Source organism: Microbacterium altimontanum (assembly GCF_058349865.2).
On record NZ_JBYRJB020000001.1, the window covers coordinates 476,064 to 496,340 of the forward strand.

General features: G+C 69.6%; 19 protein-coding genes and 1 pseudogene. 12 read left to right on the plus strand and 8 right to left on the minus strand.

Annotated features, from left to right (window positions below):
* The first annotated feature begins 19 nt into the window (after positions 1–19).
* The 8 genes from AC3RX1_RS02020 (at position 20) to AC3RX1_RS02055 (ending at position 9,831) form a co-directional block, all read left to right on the plus strand.
* Positions 20–952 carry an ROK family protein gene (locus AC3RX1_RS02020; protein ID WP_491499556.1) on the plus strand — a complete coding sequence of 311 codons (933 nt, stop codon included), beginning with the start codon at positions 20–22 and terminating at the stop codon, positions 950–952.
* Complete coding sequence (locus tag AC3RX1_RS02025) at positions 949–2,805, plus strand: class I mannose-6-phosphate isomerase (protein WP_491499557.1); 1,857 nt, start codon at positions 949–951, stop codon at positions 2,803–2,805. The genes AC3RX1_RS02020 and AC3RX1_RS02025 overlap by 4 nt, the downstream gene beginning before the upstream one ends.
* A gap of 125 nt (positions 2,806–2,930) precedes the next feature.
* Positions 2,931–4,193 (plus strand): ABC transporter substrate-binding protein, encoded by a 1,263-nt coding sequence (locus tag AC3RX1_RS02030; RefSeq protein ID WP_491499558.1) that lies wholly within the window; start codon positions 2,931–2,933, stop codon positions 4,191–4,193.
* A 14-nt stretch (positions 4,194–4,207) separates the two neighbouring features.
* On the plus strand, positions 4,208–5,083 hold the full coding sequence (locus AC3RX1_RS02035) for a carbohydrate ABC transporter permease (RefSeq protein ID WP_491499559.1): 876 nt from the start codon (positions 4,208–4,210) through the stop codon (positions 5,081–5,083).
* Between the two features lies 1 nt (position 5,084).
* A complete protein-coding gene (locus tag AC3RX1_RS02040; RefSeq protein WP_491499560.1) occupies positions 5,085–5,897 on the plus strand; it encodes a carbohydrate ABC transporter permease in 813 nt (270 codons plus the stop codon).
* 10 nt (positions 5,898–5,907) lie between these two features.
* On the plus strand, positions 5,908–8,034 hold the full coding sequence (locus AC3RX1_RS02045; RefSeq protein WP_491499561.1) for a glucosidase family protein: 2,127 nt from the start codon (positions 5,908–5,910) through the stop codon (positions 8,032–8,034).
* Between the two features lie 46 nt (positions 8,035–8,080).
* Positions 8,081–9,247, plus strand: a complete 1,167-nt coding sequence (locus AC3RX1_RS02050) for a DUF5005 domain-containing protein (RefSeq protein ID WP_491499562.1) — start codon at positions 8,081–8,083, stop codon at positions 9,245–9,247.
* Entirely contained in the window at positions 9,244–9,831 is a 588-nt protein-coding gene (locus AC3RX1_RS02055; protein WP_491499563.1) for an RBBP9/YdeN family alpha/beta hydrolase, read from the plus strand. The genes AC3RX1_RS02050 and AC3RX1_RS02055 overlap by 4 nt, the downstream gene beginning before the upstream one ends.
* On the opposite strand, the gene AC3RX1_RS02060 is transcribed toward AC3RX1_RS02055, so the two are convergent.
* The 8 genes and pseudogenes from AC3RX1_RS02060 to AC3RX1_RS02095 form a co-directional block, all read right to left on the minus strand.
* On the minus strand, positions 9,803–10,369 hold the full coding sequence (locus AC3RX1_RS02060; protein ID WP_491499564.1) for a hypothetical protein: 567 nt from the start codon (positions 10,367–10,369) through the stop codon (positions 9,803–9,805). The genes AC3RX1_RS02055 and AC3RX1_RS02060 overlap by 29 nt on opposite strands.
* A complete protein-coding gene (gene tsaD / locus AC3RX1_RS02065) occupies positions 10,366–11,445 on the minus strand; it encodes a tRNA (adenosine(37)-N6)-threonylcarbamoyltransferase complex transferase subunit TsaD (protein WP_491499565.1) in 1,080 nt (359 codons plus the stop codon). The genes AC3RX1_RS02060 and tsaD overlap by 4 nt, the downstream gene beginning before the upstream one ends.
* The gene (rimI, locus tag AC3RX1_RS02070) at positions 11,442–12,068 is read right to left on the minus strand and encodes a ribosomal protein S18-alanine N-acetyltransferase (RefSeq protein ID WP_491499566.1); all 627 of its coding nucleotides are present in this window, start codon (positions 12,066–12,068) and stop codon (positions 11,442–11,444) included. The genes tsaD and rimI overlap by 4 nt, the downstream gene beginning before the upstream one ends.
* Positions 12,065–12,826 carry a tRNA (adenosine(37)-N6)-threonylcarbamoyltransferase complex dimerization subunit type 1 TsaB gene (gene tsaB / locus AC3RX1_RS02075; protein WP_491499567.1) on the minus strand — a complete coding sequence of 254 codons (762 nt, stop codon included), beginning with the start codon at positions 12,824–12,826 and terminating at the stop codon, positions 12,065–12,067. The genes rimI and tsaB overlap by 4 nt, the downstream gene beginning before the upstream one ends.
* Before the next feature lie 38 nt (positions 12,827–12,864).
* Positions 12,865–13,368, minus strand: coding sequence for a tRNA (adenosine(37)-N6)-threonylcarbamoyltransferase complex ATPase subunit type 1 TsaE (tsaE, locus tag AC3RX1_RS02080; protein ID WP_491499568.1), 504 nt, complete (start codon positions 13,366–13,368; stop codon positions 12,865–12,867).
* Positions 13,365–14,489, minus strand: coding sequence for an alanine racemase (gene alr, locus AC3RX1_RS02085; RefSeq protein ID WP_491499569.1), 1,125 nt, complete (start codon positions 14,487–14,489; stop codon positions 13,365–13,367). Before alr ends, tsaE begins: the two co-directional genes overlap by 4 nt.
* A gap of 146 nt (positions 14,490–14,635) precedes the next feature.
* Positions 14,636–14,983: pseudogene (locus AC3RX1_RS02090) on the minus strand (holo-ACP synthase); the annotation flags it as partial.
* A 121-nt stretch (positions 14,984–15,104) separates the two neighbouring features.
* Complete coding sequence (locus AC3RX1_RS02095; RefSeq protein WP_491499628.1) at positions 15,105–15,785, minus strand: helix-turn-helix transcriptional regulator; 681 nt, start codon at positions 15,783–15,785, stop codon at positions 15,105–15,107.
* A 177-nt stretch (positions 15,786–15,962) separates the two neighbouring features.
* Between AC3RX1_RS02095 and AC3RX1_RS02100 the strand changes: the two genes are divergently transcribed.
* From AC3RX1_RS02100 to AC3RX1_RS02115, 4 genes are all read left to right on the plus strand, one after another.
* Positions 15,963–17,336: an MFS transporter gene (locus tag AC3RX1_RS02100; RefSeq protein ID WP_491499570.1), complete on the plus strand. Its 1,374-nt coding sequence runs from the start codon at positions 15,963–15,965 to the stop codon at positions 17,334–17,336.
* The gene (locus AC3RX1_RS02105; RefSeq protein WP_491499571.1) at positions 17,333–18,259 is read left to right on the plus strand and encodes a sugar kinase; all 927 of its coding nucleotides are present in this window, start codon (positions 17,333–17,335) and stop codon (positions 18,257–18,259) included. Before AC3RX1_RS02100 ends, AC3RX1_RS02105 begins: the two co-directional genes overlap by 4 nt.
* A 76-nt stretch (positions 18,260–18,335) precedes the next feature.
* Positions 18,336–18,944 carry a bifunctional 4-hydroxy-2-oxoglutarate aldolase/2-dehydro-3-deoxy-phosphogluconate aldolase gene (locus AC3RX1_RS02110; protein ID WP_491499572.1) on the plus strand — a complete coding sequence of 203 codons (609 nt, stop codon included), beginning with the start codon at positions 18,336–18,338 and terminating at the stop codon, positions 18,942–18,944.
* Between the two features lie 26 nt (positions 18,945–18,970).
* Positions 18,971–20,269 (plus strand): alanine racemase, encoded by a 1,299-nt coding sequence (locus tag AC3RX1_RS02115; RefSeq protein WP_491499573.1) that lies wholly within the window; start codon positions 18,971–18,973, stop codon positions 20,267–20,269.
* Positions 20,270–20,277 lie beyond the last annotated feature (8 nt).

A 20,277-nucleotide genomic window follows, 5' to 3' on the forward strand; every position in this document is an offset into this window, starting at 1 on the left:
ACACGAACGAAAGGACGACGTGGAACTCGGCATCGACTTCGGCGGAACCGCCGTCAAGCTCGGCGTCGTCGACCGCAGAGAGCTCGTCGCGTCCGTGACCGTGGCGATCGTCGGCTCCCGGGCCGACCTGGAGGCGGCGGCCGCTCAGGCTCACGCACTGTTACGCGGTACGAGTCCCTCGGCGGTCGGCGTCGGCGTTCCGGGCGTCGTCACCCCCGACGGCCGTGGCATGCTCCAGGCCAACGACAAGTACTCCTTCCTGCACGGCGTCGATCTCGTCGAGTGGGCACGTGCCACGTTCGATGCACCGGCCGTGATCGAGAACGACGCGCGTGCCGCACTCGTCGGAGAGATCGCGGGAGGCTGCGCCGACGGGGCGCGGGATGCGGTGGCAGTAATCCTCGGGACCGGCATCGGCACCGCAGCGGTGATGGGCGGCGCGCTCGTCCGTGGAGCACATGGACACGCCGGCATCCTGGGGGGCCACATCACTGTGGACATCGACGCGCCGCTGTGCCCTTGCGGCAATATCGGCTGCGCCGAGTCGCTGGCGAGCACACGCGCACTGCGCGCCGAGCTTCCCGAACTGACGGGGTTCAGCGACCTCGTCGCCGGCGCGCCCCACTCGGAGAGGCTGCAGGAGGTCCTCGCGCACTGTCTTCAGGTCTGGGGCGCGACCGTGGTCGGGATGTGCCACGCCTACGACCCCGACATCGTGGTGCTCTCCGGCGGGATCCTCCGAGCCGGAGAAGCCGTGCGGGTACCCGTCTCCGACTACGTCGCCGCGCACCTGTGGTCGTCGTCGCACCGACCGAAGATCGTCGTGCCCGCGTCTCCGGAGTTCTCTGTCGTGCGCGGGCTGGCCGCGCTCGCAGCTGAGACCCGGGGCTCCGGCTCGGCACCCACCCCAGATGCCGGGAGCCGAAGTTCCCGCCGGAAGGAGACCACATGAACGGCACCATCGACGAGATGTCCGACGGTCACACCCCGCGTGGGATGTACGACACGCAGCCGACGATCGAACTGCCCGACGACACAGGCATCGTGCGGGGCGCCGCGGCCTGGCGGCAGGCCGCCGACGCCGCCGTCGCCCGCGCGGCGGGGAGCCCGGCCCGCATGATCTTCGACACGTATCCCGGCGTCGACCTCGCCACGCTCGAAGCGGACATCCGCGCCGCACTCCCCGGCTGGCAGCTGATCTCCGTGGAGCAGGCAGCACTGCCGATCGAGCAGATCGATGCCCTCATCGCGGCCAACCTCACCGATGACCGGGTGTTCGGCGTGCTCAGCCACGCGACCCTACCCGACTTCTACGACTCCGCCGCGCTCCACCGGCTCGCGCAACGCGTCGACGCCGCCACCGAGAACGTCGTCGTCCTCGGATGGGGCGCCGATCTGCTCGGCAGGAGTCTGAGCACGCCGCCGGTGCTCGCCCTCGTCGACATGGCGCGATGGGAGCTGCAGCTGCGTCAGCGCGCAGGCGGGACGAACTGGCACGCGGACAACGCGGCCGAGGACAACCTGCGCAAGTACAAGCGCGGCTTCTTCGTGGAGTGGCGGGTCGCAGACCGACACAAGCGCAGCCTGTTCGACCGCATCGATTTCCTCGTCGACGGCAACGCGATCGCACCGGCCGAACCACATCCCGGTGCCGCCGAGGCGGGGATGATCACGGGTGCCGCATTCCGCGCCGCGCTCGCTCATGCGACCACTCGGCCGTTTCGGGTCGTGCCGTTCTTCGACCCCGGCGTGTGGGGCGGACAGTGGATGAAGAACCTCATCGGCCTCGACCCACGCAAGGACAACTACGCGTGGTGCTTCGATTGTGTGCCCGAGGAGAACTCGCTGCTGCTGCAGGGCGACGGCGGGGTGATCGAGATCCCGGCACTTGATCTTGTGCTGAGCCGCCCTGTGGACCTGCTCGGGGCGAAGACGTTCGCCCGCTTCGGCGCCGAGTTCCCCATCCGCTTCGACTTCCTCGACACGATGGAGGGCGGCAACCTCAGCCTGCAGGTGCATCCGCTGACGGATTACATCCAGAACACGTTCGGCATGCACTACACGCAGGACGAGAGCTACTACCTGCTGGATGCCGGCGACGACGCTGTGGTCTACCTCGGCACGAAGAGCGGCATCGACCGCGAGGCGATGCTGCGCGACCTTGCGCTCGCCCAGGACGGCGGCCACCCGTTCCCCGCCGACGAATACATCAACTCGTTCCCTGCGCGAAAGCACGATCACTTCGCCATCCCGGCGGGCACGGTGCACTGCTCCGGCGCCGACTCGATGGTCCTCGAGATCTCGGCAACGCCGTTCATCTTCACCTTCAAGCTGTGGGACTGGGGACGGGTGGGTCTCGACGGCATCCCACGCCCCGTGCACCTCGACCACGGCGCCCGCAACATCCAATGGGACCGCAACACGGAATGGATCCGAACGAATCTCGTCGATCGCGTGGACGTCATCAGCGACCAGGGGGGCGTGCGGGAAGAGCGCACCGGGCTGCACGAACTGGAGTTCATCGAGGTGCGCCGCCACTGGTTCGACGAGAGCGCCGATCACGACACCGACGGCACGGTGAACGTGCTGAACCTCGTGGAGGGCGATGAGGTCCGGGTGGTGAGCCCCTCGGGTGCATTCGAGCCGTTCACGATCCACTACGCCGAGACGTTCATCGTCCCGGCAGCCGTCGGTCGGTACCGGATCGAACGGACCCCGCATTCACGCAGCGACCGGTTCGCCACCGTGAAGGCGTATGTCCGCGGCACGCGACGTGGGGACGACCGCCAGGGCACGGGTCGATAACGATACCGGGAAAGCCGACCCGACAGCCCTTGCACGATCACGAAAGGCATTGCTAATCTAGCCGAGCAGGTTGGTAACGATACCAAGAGTGGCGCCGCCGGGTGCCGATGAACAAGGGAGTTCTCATGACCTCACGACGCATCACGGCCACAGCACTGGCCGCCCTCACCGTCCTCGGGATCGGGCTTGCCGGCTGCTCCGGTTCGTCCGGTGGCGAGGGCAAGACCAGCGGCACACTGAACTTCTACACCGACAAGGCGGCCTGGAAGCCCGACTTCGAGTCGCTCAACGCGACGAGCAAGAAGGACGTCGACATCAGCCTGAAGACCACCGGCTACTCAGACGCCAACCAGTACGACGCGTTCATCAAGCAGTCGTTCCGCACGTCGAAGAGTCCCGGGCTGTTCACCTGGCATACGGGCGACTCGCTCAAGCAGCTCGTCGACGAAGGGCTCATCGCCGAGACGACCGACATCTGGAGCAAGGCCGTCGATGAGGGCTGGGTCAGCGAAGACCTCCGCAAGTCCTACACCTTCGACGGGAAGCAGTACTGCGTGCCGATGAACATCGCGTACTGGGTCATGTTCTACAACAAGAAGACCTTCGACAAGTACGACCTGCAGATTCCGACCACGTGGGACGAACTCGACAAGGTGGCCGCGACACTCAAGGGCAACGGCGTCACCCCGTACTACCAGACCAGCCAGCTGTTCACGTTCCAGTGGTTCCAGCACCTCGTGGCCTCGACCGATCCGGCCCTCTACGAGGGGCTCGAGGACGGCTCGGTCAAATACACCGATCCGCGCATCGTCGACGTCATGAACACCTGGCTCGACGAGGAGAAGAAGGGCTGGTTCAGCAACGCCGGCAGCTCCACCGACCCTGCTGTCGGGCTGAAGCAGGGCGACTTCGCCATGATCGACTTCGGCACCTGGTACGCCGGAAACCTCGCCGGTGCGGGCATGACATCCGATGACTACGGGATGTTCGCGATTCCCGCTGTCAATTCCTCCCTCACCAAGACACCCGTCGCGGTCGAGTCCGGACCGATCTGCGTCGCGCAGAAGTCATCGCAGAAGGACATGGGTCTGAAGTACTCCGAGTGGTGGATGTCCGCCGACGCCCAAACAGCGTGGAACAAGGCGCACGGCGACGTCGCGTTCAACCCGAAGGCCACCGTGACGGATCCGGCCCTTGCGAAGATCGGCACGGAGCTCGCAGGTGACGACTACCAGCTGTACGACCGCTTCTTCGAGGCCATGCCCACCGACATCGTCACGGTGGCGATCGAGCAGTTCGGCGCCTTCTCGGCGAACCCGGGCGACCCGCAGCCGTTCCTGCAGAAGATCCAGGATGCGGCTGACAAGTACTGGGCGAAGCAGAAGTAGGAACACCCATCCGCATGACGACGCGCGCCACGTCCTACCAGTGGTCCGCCCGGGGTTTCGTAGCCCCGGGCGTGATCCTGGTCGCAGTCCTCCTGTACCTGCCGCTCCTGTGGACCGTGTACCTCAGCTTCACCGAGTACAACGGGCTCGGCAGCCCCGACTGGGTGGGGTTCGACAACTACGTCGCGATGTTCGCTGATCCGGATTTCCTGGGATCAGCGCTGAACACGCTGCTGTGGGTCGTCGGCACCCTGATCGTGCCGGTGGGCGTCGGGCTCGGGATCGCACTGCTGACCTGGAACCTCGGCGGAGGAATCTGGCTGCGTCTGCCCTTCCTCATCCCCTACGCCCTCTCGGGCATCGGCGTCGGCGTCATCTGGTCGTTCATCTTGTCTTCCGGCGGAGCGCTCGACCAGGCTCTCGCAGCCTTCGGGATCACCGATCCGCCACGCTGGCTCATCGACGCGCCGTTGAACACCGTCGTGATGATCATCGCCGCCGCGTGGCAGGGGGTGGGAGTGAACGCCCTGCTGTTCACGATCGGGCTGCAGTCGATTCCGAAGGAGCCTCTCGAGGCGGCGCGCATCGACGGCGCCGGGGGGCTGCGGCTGTTCGGCAGCGTCCTCTGGCCGATGCTGCGCCCGCTGACCGCCGTCGTGGTCGGGCTGTCGATCGTGGCGAGCCTCAAGACGTTCGACATCGTCTGGAGCATGACCAAGGGCGGTCCCGGCACGGTGTCCGAGACGCTGGCGCTGACGATGTACAAGGAGACGTTCGTCAACAGCGACTACGGACTCGGTTCCGCGGTGGCGGTGTTCCTCACGGTCGTCACCCTCGTCGCATCCGTCATCTACCTGCGTCAGCAGCTGTCGCCGAAGAACGAGATCTGACATGTCACGGATCATCCGCACCGCCGTCCTCATCGTCCTCGGGATCATCTGGCTGCTGCCGACCTATCTGCTCGTCGTGAACGCCGCGAAGGACCCGACCACCTTCACGACGAAGCAGAGCTGGATCCCCACCGACTTCCACCTCTTCCAGAACATCGCGGAGGCACTGACCCTGTCAGGGCTGGGAACGAGCGTCGTCAGCACCGTCGTCTACGCCATCGTCGCCCCGGCGATTGCCGTCGTGGTCGGAGCCGCTGCCGGCTTCGCGATCATCGCTCTCAAACTCAAGCACGGCTTCTGGTGGTTCGTCGTGATCTTCGGCGGCACCGTCTTCCCCATGCAGATGATCCTGCTGCCGCTGTTCGACGGCTACTCTCGCGTCGGCATCTACGACACCCGCATCGGCATGGTGATCGTCTACACGGCGATCTCGATCCCGTTCTCCGCCTTCGTCATGCGCAACTTCTTCACCGGCGTCGCACACACGGTGTTCGAGGCGGCAGTGCTCGACGGGGCCACGACCTGGCGGATCTTCACGCGGATGTACCTGCCCATCGCCTCGAGCGCCCTCGTCGCGATCTTCATCCTTCAGGCGACGTTCGTGTGGAACGACCTGCTGCTGGGTCTGACTCTGAGCCAGTCCGACGACATCCGCCCCATCGTCACGACGCTCTCCGGAATGCAGAGCACGTACGGCGGCGCGCAGATGTCGACGGTGCTGGCTGCTGCCGTTCTCGTCTCACTGCCCACCGTCGTCCTCTTCCTGTGCACGCAGAAGTTCTTCGCCAAGGGGCTCGCCCTCGGCCAGTACTGAAAGGTTCCGCGTGAATCCGCTCATCCCTGCTGTCGACGATCTCGCCGCGGATGCCGTCACCCACCACAACGACGACATGATCGCACCGACGGGATTGACGAACTTCCTCGGCACGGTGCGCGTCGACCACGGCCTGTGCGCTGTCAGCGCCGTGCAGTTCCCACCCGTGTCGCAGGGCCTCACCCAGACGGCGGTGCTGTTCGTCGACGGGCGGCTGTTCACCTCGCTCGGCGTTCCCGTGACGCACGAATGGCGACCGGACCGGGTCGTACGCAGCGCTGTTCACGACGACTGGGCGATCACCACGACCACCGTGTGTCCCGCAGGGCGTACCGCCGTCGCCATCGACATCGTGGTCGAGAACCGCACGCGCCGCGAGCGCACGGTGCGCCTCGGCCTGTCGGTCGCTGCGGGAATCACCCAGGCCGATGGTGCCTGGCGGAACGCCGTGTCGCCGAGCGGTGCCGCGACGGCCGAGGCGGAGGAACGACGCATCCTGTTCCACTCCCCCGATGAGCGGGCATGGAGCATCCAGGGCCTGGATGTCGCGGGGACGGCACGGCTGAGCGCCGTCGTGCCGTCGGCGGCGGAGTTGGACGTGGGTATCGGTGGGAACGGACGCGGCGGTGAGCTCGTCGCCGAGCTCACCGTGCCGGCCGGCCAGAGCCGGCGGATCGGCTACGTCCAGGCCGTCGGGACGAGCAGGGACGACGCCGACCGTGCCTACGCGTCGGTCGCGCGCGACGTCCCCGCGGCCGTCGCCGAGGCGGAGCGCTGGTGGGATGCCCAGCTGGCCGCAGCGTTCACGGCCGACGACGGCGAGTACTCGGGCCACCTGCCGGTGCTCGACACCACGTCGGAGCCCTTGCGCCGGCTCTACTGGTGGGCGGCGCTCGGGCTCGTCTGGTTCCGCCGAGAGTTCGCCGGCAACGTGCTCGGGCGCAGCTTCGACACGCTGATGCCGAACTACTGGGGAACCACGACGTTCATCTGGGACTACAGCCTCAGTTCCGTCAGTCACGCGCTTCTCGACCCCGCGGAGATGCGGCGACAGGTGATGCATTGGATCCAGCGCGACACGCACACCCACTTCGGCACGTCGTCGCTGACCGGCGAGCCGGTCGGCCAGTGGTACTCGGTGAACGACTACGCGATGACTCGCCTCGTGCACGACTATGTGCGCTTCACCGGCGACACCGCGTTCCTCGATGAGGCGATCGGCGCGGCCGGCACCGTCTTCGACGCCCTGCTCTCGTGGGCGCTGGCCTGGAAGGACCTGCGCACCGACTCCGGGTCCGGGCTGGCCGATTACGGCGAGATCGACAACCTGCTCGAGTGCGTCAGCTCGTACACGCACGAGGTGGCGGGTCTCAACGCGGCGAACGTGTGGAACATGCGCACCGTCGCCGCTCTCGCCCGGCTGCGCGGCGATGCCGCCATGGCGGAGGCGCTGACCGCGCAGGCCGACGCGCTCGTGCCCGCCGTGCTCGAGCTGTACCAGGAGGGGCAGGGGTTCTTCGCCGCCGGCCAGCCCGACGGCTCACGCGTGCCGGTGCGACACTGCTACGACTTCAGCGTCGTCGGGACCACGATCCCCGACGACCTTCCGGAGCCTGTGCGCGGCGAGATGGTGGCGTTCTTCCGCCGCGAACTGCAGACCGAGAACTGGATGCGCGCGCTCTCCCCCTGGGATCCGGACGCGAGCTACAGCGTGCGCCCCGACCACCAGTGGAACGGCGCCTACCCGGCGTGGCCCGCTGACGCCGGGCGGGCCCTCGTCGCCCTCGGCGCCCCGAACGTGCTCACGGCCTGGCTCGAGGGTCTCGCCGCCACGGCGAATCAAGGGCCGATGGGACAGGCGCACTTCGTCGACGAAGCCCAGCAGCCGATCGGCCGCGGCGCCCGCAAGGCGCCCCCGCAGCTGCCCTACATCATCGATTGGGCGTGCTCGTCGTCCGGAGCGTGGATCGAGCTCATCCTCGAGGGTGTTTTCGGGATCGGCGTGGCCGCCGACGGCACGATCACGGCCGGCGGCTGCGCGGCGCAGCTCGATCCCGACGCCGTCATCCGAGGGCTGCGCATCGGTGACCGCGTCGTCGACGTCCACGCCGGCGGACGAGTGGAAGACGCCATCTGATCAGGGGCCGCGCCGCGGTCCCTGCCGACACGAAGGAGTGACGAGCATGACGAAGAACAGGATGCGCGCCGTGGGTGCGCTGGCCGTCGCGGCGGCGACTTTGACGCTTGCGCTGCCGCAGGCTGCCGTCGCCGACCAGGGACACGCAGGCCGGAACGGCCAGTGCTCACTCGCCCGCAGCACGATCACGGCGACGGCGCACGTCGACCAGAAGCTCACCGACACGTTCGCCGATTACGGGGACGCCGGTGGCGGGTGGACGGGAGGCGACAGCACGTTCTCCCTGCCCTTGGGCGAAGGGCGGCTGGGTTGGTTCTTCTCCGACACGTTCCTCGGCACCGTGAACGCCGACGGCTCGCGCCCGACGGATGCGCCGTTCGTGAACAACTCGATCGTGGTGCAGGACGCACATGGCCTTCGCACCGTCGCCGGCGAGGACGACGGCGGCGTCGTCCCGCCGGAGCCCGATGGACGGTGGTACTGGGTGGGCGATCCGGCGAGCGGCCCGCGTGGCACCGTTCAGCTGCCGTTGCTGCAGTTCGAGAAGACCGGCACCGGGAGCTTCGATTTCCACTGGACGGCGAACCGTCTGGCGATCCTCGACCGGAAGACGCTGGAGCTGCGTCGAACCGTCGACCTGCCGTCAGCGACCGGAATCAACTGGGGCTCCTGGACACTGCAGAAAGGGAACACCACCTACATCTACGGAATCACAGATGTCGCCGGCGTCCGCTCCGCGTATGTCGCCCGCGCGCAGGGTCGGAAGGCACTGTTGGCCCGATGGACGTTCTGGGACGGCACCGGCTGGTCGGCCGAAGAGGCGGACGCCGCTCCCGTCGCTCCATATGTCGCCAACGAGTTCAGCGTCGCGCCGTTCCGCGACGGCTACCTCATGATCACGCAGGACACGTCGGAACTTTTCAGCACGCGCATCGTGGCGAAGGTCGCCTGCTCCCCGACCGGACCTTTCACCGACGCTGCCGAGCTGTACCGAACGCCTGAGACGGGAGCGCTCGGCTCCTACGGCGACGCCGACGTCTTCACGTACAACGCGCACGAGCATCCCGAACTGCGGCACGGGAACCGTCTGCTGCTCACGTACAACGTCAACTCCTTCGACAATGTCGGGGACGTGTATCGCGACGCAACGATCTACCGTCCGCGGTTCGTCGATGTGGAACTCACCGTGCATCCCGACCGCTCGCCGCGATGACCGATCGCGTCGTCGTCGTTCCCGGTTTCGGCGCCGATCCCGGCTGCCACTGGTTTCCCTGGTTCGCGAAGGAAGCCGGGACACGCGGCGCCGAGGTCTCCGTCGTGTCACTGCCAGATCCGTTGACGCCGCGCCGTGATGCGTGGGAGACCGCCGTCGCCGGCGCTCTCGGCCGACCCGATCAGCGGACATGGGTCGTGGGGCACTCACTGGGCTGTGTCACGGCGCTCCGCGTGCTCGACGCGGTGAAGGGACCATGGCGGCTCGGCGGGACGCTCCTTGTCGCCGGCTTCTCCGGTCCCCTGGCCGGCCTGCCCGAACTGGACGAGTACCTCACCGCGCCGGCTCCGGCGCGGCGCGTCAGCGACCGCATCGACCGCCGGGTGGTGCTCTCGTCAGACGCCGATCCGGTTGTGCCGGTGACCGCGACGATGCGACTCGCCACGGATCTCCGCGCCGATCTCGACGTCCTCACCGGCCGCGGTCATTTCACGCAGGACACCGCTGTGGTCGAGCTTCCCGAAGCGATCGACGTCATCTTCGGGCGAACCGGCCTCACACCGGGTGGGTCAGCGCCCAGATGATCCACCCGGCGCTGTAGAGGAGCGAGAGGATGCCGAGGGCGAACGCCCAGCCTGCGACCATGCGGCTCTCGACCGGCCGGCGCAGCGCGACGATGGCGAGGATGACGGCGACGATCCCGATCGCGAAGCACCAGCCGACGAAGAACGACGCGATGAGGCCGAGGATCGCGACGGTGAGCGCCCACCCCGACAGGCTGCCGCCGCTGCGGCGCTCCGGTTCGGGCATGAGCCAGCGCACCTCGGGCTCGGGCTCCTCGGACGGTCCCGAATCGACGGTCGTCTCGACCGGTCCGGTCGGGAGGCGGTGGAAGCCGCCGCTGTGCTCGCCCGGAATCGCCGGAGCGTCTTCGCCGAGGTCGACGTCGGGCGATGGCGCGCTCATGCTGATCGGGGTGGCATCGGGCGGGATCGCGTCTGCCGGCTTCGACGGATGCGTCGCCGCGTCGACGGGCTTGGGCTGGTGCGCCATCGCGTCACCGGCGGCGGCGCTGCGCCCATCGCCGCCGGCGAGGTCCTCCCGCTTCCCCGCGTCGGTCACGCCGCCTGCTCCGCATCCCGCTCGGCGACCTGGATCTCGGTCACCGGCAGCGTCGAATCCGCCCCGAACCCCATCGTCGACGGCTTGCGTCCCGACATGATGAGCTGCGCCGCGAGCGCCGCGATCATCGCCCCGTTGTCGGTGCACAGCGACAGGGGCGGTATGCGCACCGTCACGCCGGCGGCCGCCGCGCGTTGCAGCGCGACATCGCGCAGGCGCCGGTTCGCGATCACTCCCCCGCCGAGCAGGAGTCGCGGGACGCCGTAGCGCGCGCACGCGTCGAGCGCCTTCGTCACGAGCACATCGACGACGGCCTCACGGAAGCTCGCCGCGACATCCGCCAGCGGCACCGCCGTCCCCGTCGCCTCCCGCTGCTCGATCCACCGCGCCACCGCCGTCTTCAGGCCCGAGAACGAGAAGTCGTACCGGTGCGCGTCCATGTCGGACGCGCGCGACAGCCCGCGGGGGAACCGGATCGCGTTCGGGTCTCCCGTCGCTGCGGCGCGGTCGATCTCCGGACCGCCCGGATACGGAAGGCCGAGGATGCGCGCGACCTTGTCGAACGCTTCGCCGGCCGCGTCATCCATCGTCTCGCCCAGCAGCTCGACGTCGGTCGTGAGATCGCGCACGAGCAGCAGCGACGTGTGACCGCCCGACACGAGCAGCGCGACGGTGGGGTACTCGAGGGGACCGGCGTCGGCGTCGAGGATGTCGGCGGCGATGTGACCGACGAGGTGGTTCACGGCGTACAGGGGCTTCTCGAGCGACACGGCGAGCGCCTTCGCCGCCCCCACTCCCACCATGAGCGCACCGGCCAGACCGGGACCCGAGGTCACCGCGACCGCATCGAGGTCGGCGAGCGCGACGTCGGCCTCTGCGAGCGCCGCGGCGATCGACGGCTGCAGGGCCTCCAGATGCGCCCGCGCCGCGATCTCCGGGATCACACCGCCGTATCGGGCGTGCTCGTCCATGCTGCTGGCGATCGTGTTCGACAGCAGGGTGCGGCCCCGGACGATGCCGATTCCGGTCTCGTCGCAGCTCGTCTCGATGCCCAGCACCAGCGGTTCACGCATCATGTCTTCTCCTCGAGGAACCGGCGGCGGGTCTCCCCGGCATCTCCGCGGCGTCCCTCTCCTGGGCCTGCCGGGTCGGAATCGTCGCAAGAGCAGGCCGGATCGGCCTCGGCGGTCGCCGGCAGCGTGGAAACGGCCGATTCCGCCTGCTTCTGCTCCGCTTCGGCCGGGCGCCTGCTGAGGTCTGCCTGCATGACGATCGCGTCGACGTCGTCGGGCTGGTAGTAGCGCGGCCGCCGGCCCACCTCGCGGAAGCCCTCCGACACGTACAGCGCCTGCGCGACCGGGTTGTCGGCGCGCACCTCGAGGAACAGGTCACGCACGCCGCGCCGCACCGCTTCGTCTTCGAGCGCCGTCAGGAGCAGTCGTCCCCAGCCGCGGCCCCGGGATGCCTCGGCCACCGCGATCGTCTGGATGTCGCCGTCGCGCGCCCCCGCGACGGCGCGCAGGCCTGCGTAACCGGCGAGCTCGCCGTCGTGCTCGAGCACGAGATACCGGCCGTGCGGCGAGGCCAGCTCGTCGGCCATCGTCCGCTCGCTCCACGCATCGCTCGGAAACGATCGGCGCTCGAGCGCCATGATCGCGTCGAGGTCCTCGACCAAGGCGATGCGCACCACGGCGCTCACCCGACGCCCTCCGCCGGCCCCGCGCCTCCGCGGCCCCGCTGTTCGGCGAGATCGTACGATTCCGCCGAAACCACATCATCCTGCGCGCGAATCGATGTGCTCTCGCCGACATGATGTGCAGTCGCGACCCGCTTCGGGGCCGCGGGCGCGGCCACGTCGGGTGAGCGCAGGTAGAGCGCGTCCTGCAGGCCGACGTCGCGCCCGGCCGCCACCGCCCGTGCGGCGACGAGGGCGACGAAGGCACCGGATGCGGCCCGCGCGTCACGCCGCTCGGCACCGGCCTCGGCGAGCAGCTCGTCGATCTCGTCGCGGTGGGCGAGCTGCGGCCCGCTCACCCGCACGGGCAGACCGTCGTCGTCGACGCCGTCGTAGACGGAGTACGCGAACTCGCGGCGGCGCGCATCCGTCACCACGGCGAATCGGGGAAGGTCGTCGAACGGATCGCGCAGCAGCAGCTCCAGCGCCACGGCGTCATGGCTGACGACCGGCACGACCGGCACACCACGGCCGAGCGCGAAGGCGCGGGCGGCGGCGATCCCGATGCGCAGGCCCGTGAACGGCCCGGGACCCATGCCCGCCGCCACGTGCGTGATCTGCGCCGGGGCGACGGATGCCTCGGCCAGCGCCTGCTGCAGCAGTGAGCCGATCGCCTCCGCGTGGGCCAGCGGATCGGCGCTGTCTGCCTGGGCGAGGATGACGCCGTCCTCCTCGATGACGGCGACCGTCGTGCCGAGGGAGGTGTCGATGCCGAGGATCACCCCTCCAGGGTAGTCGGCGCATCCCGACCGGCCGCGCCTCAGGGGCGCCGGGAGATCGTCACCACGCGGGGATCGGGGGCGTCCTGATCCTCCGGGTCCCAACCGGGGAGCGCGCAGGCGGAGTCGGCACTGTGCCCGCCGACGGCGCGCTCGATCTCGACCTCCCACCACGTCTCGCGCAGCCCCTCGGCCATGCCGCGGCCCCACTCCACCACGACGACAGAGCCGTCGGCGTCGATGTCGAGGTCGTCGAGTTCGAGCGCCGAGCCGAGCCGATACGCGTCGACGTGCACGAGCGGATCCCCGCCGACAAGGGACGGATGCGTCCGCGCGATCACGAACGTCGGGCTCTGCACCGGCCCCCGCACGCCGAGGCCCTCGCCGATCCCCCGGGTCAGCGTGGTCTTGCCGGCACCCAGCGGCCCCGTGAGGACGACGAGGTCGCCGGCGCGCAGCACGGCCCCCATGCGGCGGCCGAGATCCTCCATCTCGCCGGCCGAGGCGATGTCATGGCGCCCCGCCAGCGCGTCCAGGCCGCTCATCCGTCCATCTGTCGGCGGGGGACGCGGGCGCCGATGCGCGTCACGATCTCGTAGTTGATGGTCGACGCCGCTTGTGCCCACTCCTCCGCACCGGGCACGCCCAGCGTCGGGTCGCCGAAGAGCACCGCCTCGTCCCCCACCCGCACGTCGGCGTCGCCCACGTCGACGACGAACTGATCCATCGCGATCCGCCCCGCCACGCGGAACCGCCGCCCGCCGATCGCCACCGGCCCGGCGTTCGACGCCTGCCGCGGCACGCCGTCGGCGTATCCCGCCGGGACCAGCGCGAGGGTCGTCTCGCCGTCCGTGCGGTAGGTGTAGCCGTACGACACGCCCTGCCCGGCGGGAACCCGTCGCACCGCGGCGACCGCTGCCCGCAGCGTCATCGCGGGCCGCAGCCCGAGGTCGGCCGACGTCCGGTCTTCGAACGGGGAGAGACCGTAGACGCCGATCCCCAGTCGCACGCAGTCGAGCCGGGTCTCGGGCACGTCGATCGCCGCCGCCGTCGCCGCGAGGTGCCGGATGCGCGGAGCGAGCCCGGCTGCGGCGGCGGCCGCGACACCCTCCTGGAACCGGGCGAGCGCGGCCCGATCGTCGGCGGCCGACGTGTTCGACAGGTGGCTGAACAGGCCGACGATCCGCAGGCGGCCGATGCGCTCGAGACGAGCGGCCTCGGCGAAGACGGCGCCCGCCTCGGCCGGGGCGATGCCGTTGCGGCCGAGACCCGTCTCGAGCTTGAGGTGCACCGCCACGGGGCGGTCGGCGGATGCTGCGGCCGCCGCACGCTGCAGTTGGTCCATGCTCGACACGCCGAGCTCGATCCCGAACGCCGCGGCCTCGTCGAACGTGGTCCCGGGAGCATGAAGCCAGGCGAGGATCGGGGCGTCGATGCCGCCGCGACGCAGCTCGAGCGCCTCACCGACGTCGGTGACCCCGAGTCGCGTCGCACCGCCGGCGACCGCCGCCGCGGCGGACCGCACCGCCCCATGACCGTAGCCGTCGGCCTTGACCACCGCCATGACGTCGACGCCCACCATCCGGCGCAGCTGCCGCGTGTTCGCGGTGATCGCGGAAGCGTCGATGACGGCCTCGCACAGCACGCCGTCGCCGAGGTGGCTCACGACTTCAGCTCCCGGGTGACGGATGCGTCGGTGGCGACGGATGCGTCGGTGGTGACGGATGCGTCGGTGGTGACGGATGCGTCGACGATGACGGCGGCGCCGGCGCCAGCTGCATCGGCACTCATCGGACCGTCGGCGCTGCCGGGTGCGTCGGCCACGACGTATGCGACGGCGAGGCCCGCGTCGTGCGACATCGACAGGTGCACGGCGGCGATCCCGCGATCGGCGATGACGGTCGCGGTCGATCCGGTGAGGGAGAACGAGGGCTTGCCCGCCGCATCCGACACGATCTCGATCTCGGTCCAGTGCACGCCGTCGGATCCGCCGAGGGCCTTGATGAGCGCCTCCTTCGCCGCGTAGCGCGCGGCGAGAGACCGCGGGGCGAGGGGCCGCTCAGCCGGTGCGAAGAGCCGCTCGAGCAGCCGCGGGGTACAGGCGAGCTGTCGTTCGAACCGCGGGATGTCGACAAGGTCGACGCCGATCCCGACGATCATCCGAGCTCCCCTCCGGCGGCGGTCGCCGCATCCCTCGACTCTATCGCGGGCGGACGTCACGGCCCCGGGAAGGGGCGAGAGCGGCTCTTCGGCGAGCGCCGAATCGAGCTGCCTCGGTTCGTCAGTTCGCCGCGCGCCGGGCCTCGTCGAGGTACGCGTAGGCCGTCACGCGCGAGATGCCCAGGCGCACCGCGATCGTCTCGACCGACTTGCGCATCTGTGTGGCGCCACGCGCATCGAGCCGTTGGAGCACGGCGATCTTCTCATCGCGGGTCATCTGCGCGGCGGGCTTGCCCACCTCGTTGATCGCCTCGCCGATCATGGTGTCCATCACCGACACGAGATCGCGGCCGAAGTACTCGTCCGGCTGGGCGGGAGCGGTGGGCTCGGGTGCGGGCAGCAGCGCATCGAGCAGCGCGCGCGCCTGCTGCACCGCGCTCAGGTCGACGTTGATGCAGAGCGCGGCGATGATGTCGCCCGCCCGGTTGCGGAAGTAGACGCTCGAGCAGCGCAGCTCCCGACCGTCGGCGGTGAAGCCGCGGTAGCCGAAGGCGTCGTGGTTCTCCTTGCGGTTCTGCAGCACCGTGAGCCCGAGGCTGGTGGACGGTCCGCCGACCTCCCGGCCGGTGACGTGCCCGTTCTCGATCGCGGCGATCGTGTGCCCGAGGTCGACATCGGCACCATCGAGGTTGTGGAGCACGACCTCGCACGCCGAGCCGCCGGCCGCGGCGATGGCGCGCATGACCGGGCGAAAGACCTCGAGGACCTCTGACGCATCCTCGTAGGTGTCGTGTGTGTTCATCGTCACGCTCCCCGCCTCGCAGCCCGCTGTACCGCTGTACCGCTGATCACCATTCTTGCATGAACAAAACGTATCTTCGCTAGACAGTTCGTTCAGAATGCATTACCTTTGCTCTCGTCGGCGACGACGCCGGCGCTATCCCAGGCCCCTCCCGGGCCACGGACCGAGGAGACTCTCATGACCGGAGCGAGCACGCGCAGCGGGCTGTCGGCACGCCAGCGGCGGATGATCGCCGGCGGTTCCATCGGCACGCTGATGGAGTACTACGACTACTACCTGTACGGCCTCGCCTCGGCGGCCGTCTTCCCGACGGTGTTCTTCTCCACCGACGACCCGATCATCGCGCAGCTCTCGTCGTTCGCGACGTTCGCGGTGGGATTCCTGCTGCGTCCCGTGGGCGGCATCGTCTGGGGCATCGTCGGCGACAGGGTCGGTCGCAAGGCCGTGCTGATGATCACCGTGGTCGGCATGGGCATCGCGACGACCGGCATCGGCCTCATCCCGCCCGACCACATGATCGGGATCGCAGCTCCCCTGCTCCTGCTGTTGTGTCGCATGTTCCAGGGGTTCTTCGTCGGCGGTGAGATGGGCGGCGCGGCGACCATGGTCGTCGAGAACGCCCCCACCGGCAAGCACGGACTCTACGGCGCGTTCCTCATCAGCGGCGCGGGCATCGCCAACGTCGTCTCGGGCGGCCTGATGGCGGGGCTCGGGCTGACCCCGTCGTCCTGGTTCCTGCAATGGGGCTGGCGCATCCCGTTCGTCTTCTCGATCGTGCTCGCGATCGTCGCGATCCTGCTGCGGCGCAAGCTCGAGGAGTCCGAGGAGTTCACCGCCACGCAGGCCCTGCAGCTCGAGGCCGCGGGAAAGAAGGCCAACCCGCTCATCGAGGTGTTCCGGCACCCCAAGAACGCCATCATGGGCATCCTCATCGGTCTGCCGCAGTCGATCGCCGGCTACGTCATCCTCACCTATGGGCTCGGCTTCATGGTGACCAACAAGCACCTGCCGGCGTGGATGGGCTTCGCCGGGACCATGATCGTGGGGCTCCTCCAGATCGTCGTCGCCCCGCTGTGGGGTGCGATCTCCGACAGGATCGGTCGACGCACGGTGTACATCATCGGCTGCCTCGGCTTCGCGGCGATGGTCTACCCGGCGTTCATGCTGTTCACGACCGGCAACCTCTGGCTGATCTGGCTCGGGCAGATCCTCGGCTTCGTCGTGTTCGGCGTCGCCATGCAGGCGACGCTCTCCACGATGCTGGTGGAGATGTTCGACGCCGAGGCGCGGACGACCGGTGTCAACATCGGGTACCAGTTCTCGAACACGCTGGGCGGCGGGTTCGCGCCGCTGATCTGCGCGGCGCTCGTCGCCGCGGCGGGCGGCGCCTTCTGGCCGGTTGTGGTGTACTCGGGAGTGATCGCGGTGATCGGTGTGATCGCGACGCTCGTCGCCTCCGTCCGGCCGGACGTCGAGGGCGCCGGCCGGCTGCATGTGCTCGCCGCGACGCAGAGCATCAAGATCGACAACGTCAGGGCCACCGTGAAATGACCGAGACCGCCGCATCCCCCACCCGCCGTCCCCGCCTGATCGCCCTCGGCGAGACCATGGTGATGATCACGCCCGTCGGCGCCCAGTCGCTCGCGAGCGCCGACGAGCTGCGGCTGCACATCGGCGGTGCCGAGTCCAACGTCGCCACGCACGCGGCGGCGCTGGGAGTCGATGCGGCGTGGGTCAGCGCGGTCGGGGCCGACGTGCTCGGCGACCGCGTCCGGGCGGATGTCGCGCGCCGGGGCGTTGATGTCGGCTGGGTGCACACCGATCCGGATGCCCCGACCGGCGTCTACTTCAAGGATCCCGGGCGCGGCGTGCTCTACTACCGGCGGGGCTCGGCGGCATCCCGCATGGGACCTGACACCGTCGCCGACGTGCCCCTCGAAGACGCCGCCGTCGTGCACGTCTCCGGCATCACGCCGGCGCTCTCGCCCACCTGCGCAGCGCTCATCGACACCGTCATCGAGCGGGTTGGGGCCGGCGATGCGCTGCTGAGCTTCGACGTGAACCATCGGCCTGCGCTGTGGCAGCCCGGCGAGGAGGGCCCGGTTCTCCTCGCCCTCGCCCGACGGGCCGACATCGTGTTCGTCGGTCTCGACGAGGCGACGACGGTGTGGGGATGCGAGACCGCCGACGACGTGCGGCGGCTCATCCCCGAGCCGACGACCCTCGTCATCAAGGACGGCGCGGTCGGGGCCACCGAGTACCACCGCGCCGACGGCGTCGACACTGCCACGTTCGTCGCGGCCATCCCGACCGAGGTGGTGGAGCCCGTGGGCGCCGGCGATGCGTTCGCGGCAGGCTACCTCGCCGCGCTGATCGACGGCGCCGAGGCCGAGGCGCGGCTCACCGCGGGGCATGCGCGCGCGCACCTCGTCCTCCTGTCGACGAGCGATTTCGTCGCCGAATCCGACGCATGACGCACGCACGACGTTCGTCGCGCATCGTCCCCGTCCCCCGTGAAAGAGCCCGAACAGTGGAAGGCTGGTACCGGACATGACTGACAACTCCTCCTTCGCCGAACTCTTCGGCGAGGTGCGACTCATGGCGATCCTCCGCGGCATGGGCGTCGAGCGCAGCCTCGCCGTCGCGACGACGGCGTGGGAGCTCGGCATCGAGGCCGTCGAGGTGCCGGTGCAGACGCCGACGGATGTCGAGGCGCTGCGCGTCGTCGCCGAGGCGGCGCAGGCGCGGGGCCTCCGGGTCGGCGCGGGAACCGTCGTGAGCACGGAGCATGTCCGGCAGGCGAAGGACGCCGGCGCCGCGTTCACGGTGAGCCCGGGCTTCGACGCGGAGGTCGTCCGCGCCTCGCACGAGGCCGGAATGCCGTCCCTGCCCGGGGTCGGCACCGCGACCGAGCTGCAGCTCGCGCTGAAGGAAGGGCTCACGTGGGTCAAGGCCTTCCCCGCGTCCCTGCTGGGCACCGGATGGTTCGGTGCGATGCGCGGACCCTTCCCGCAGTCGACGTTCGTCGCGACGGGCGGGATGGACGCCCAGACGGCGCCGGCGTTCCTCCAGGCCGGGGTGAGGGTGGTCGCGGTGGGCTCCGCCCTCGAAGACCCGGCGCAGCTGCCCGCTCTCGCGCAGCTGCTGTCGGCGCAGTGACATCGATGAACCGAGGAGCCGAAACCATGAGCGGTCCCGCCGACGAACGGCTGACGGCGCGCGACAAGGGCATCCCGGAACGAGCGATCGGAATGACGATCGCCGAGTTCCTCGCCACCTCTCCCCGGCTCGAGGAGTTCTGGACGCCGCTCATCGTGCTCGACGACGAGGCGATGCGGCACAACGTCGAGACGATGGCTACGTGGTGCGCGGAGCGCGGGCTCGACATCATGCCGCACGGCAAGACCACGATGTCGCCGACGCTGTGGCAGCGGCAGCTCGATGCCGGAGCGCTCGGCATCACCCTCGCCACGATGGGTCAGGTTCGCACCGCCCGCAGCCTCGGCGTCTCGTCGATCATGCTGGCCAACGCGGCCGTCGACGAACGGTCGCTGCGGTACCTCGCCGGGGAGCTCGCCGACCCCGCGTTCCGGTTCGTGTGCTGGGCGGACTCTCTCGAGACCGTCGCGGCGATGACGGCCGCGCTCGACGCGGTCGACCTTCCCCGTCCCGTCGACGTCTGCGTGGAGCTCGGTGCACCGGGAGGGCGCACCGGCGCCCGTACCACCGCCGCCGCCGTCGAGGTGGCCGAGCGCATCGCCCAGGCGCCGACGCTGCGCCTCGCCGGGGTCGCCGGGTACGAGGGGAGCCTTGCGCACGAGCGCTCGGAGACTGCCCTGCGCACGGTGCGCGAGTACCTCGAGCGGCAGGTCGAGCTGCACGAACGCATCCAGCACCTCTACGGTGACGGCGACGTGTACGTCACCGCCGGCGGAAGCGCGTACTTCGACGTCGTCGCGGAGGTCTACGCCGCCGCCGGCGCTGCAGCGCCGGGCACCGGGGCAGCCGACACGGGCGAGCACCGCACGCACTTCACGCTGCGCTCGGGCGCGTACATCGTGCACGATGACGGCTTCTATCGTGAGATCTCGCCGTTCGACGAGGGCAGCACCGACGAGAGCGGCCCGCGCTTCCGCACCGCGATGCACGGCATCGCCCGGGTCGTCTCCCGTCCCGAGGCGGAGCTCGCCCTGCTCGACGGCGGCAAACGCGACTTCCCCTACGACGAAGGCCTGCCGATCCCGCGGCACGCGGCATCCGATCTCGGAGCAGACTGGCAGCCCCTCCCCGACGCGACGATCACCGCGATGAACGACCAGCACAGCTACCTGCGGACCGCCGCCGCCGACACGGCGCCGGTCGCGTCCGTGGTGGCGCTCGGGCTGTCGCATCCGTGCACCGCCTTCGACAAGTGGCGGGTGCTGCCGGTCGTTGATTCGTGGCGCTCCGGCGCCGTGGTCGACCTCGTCCGCACCTACTTCTGAGGACCGAT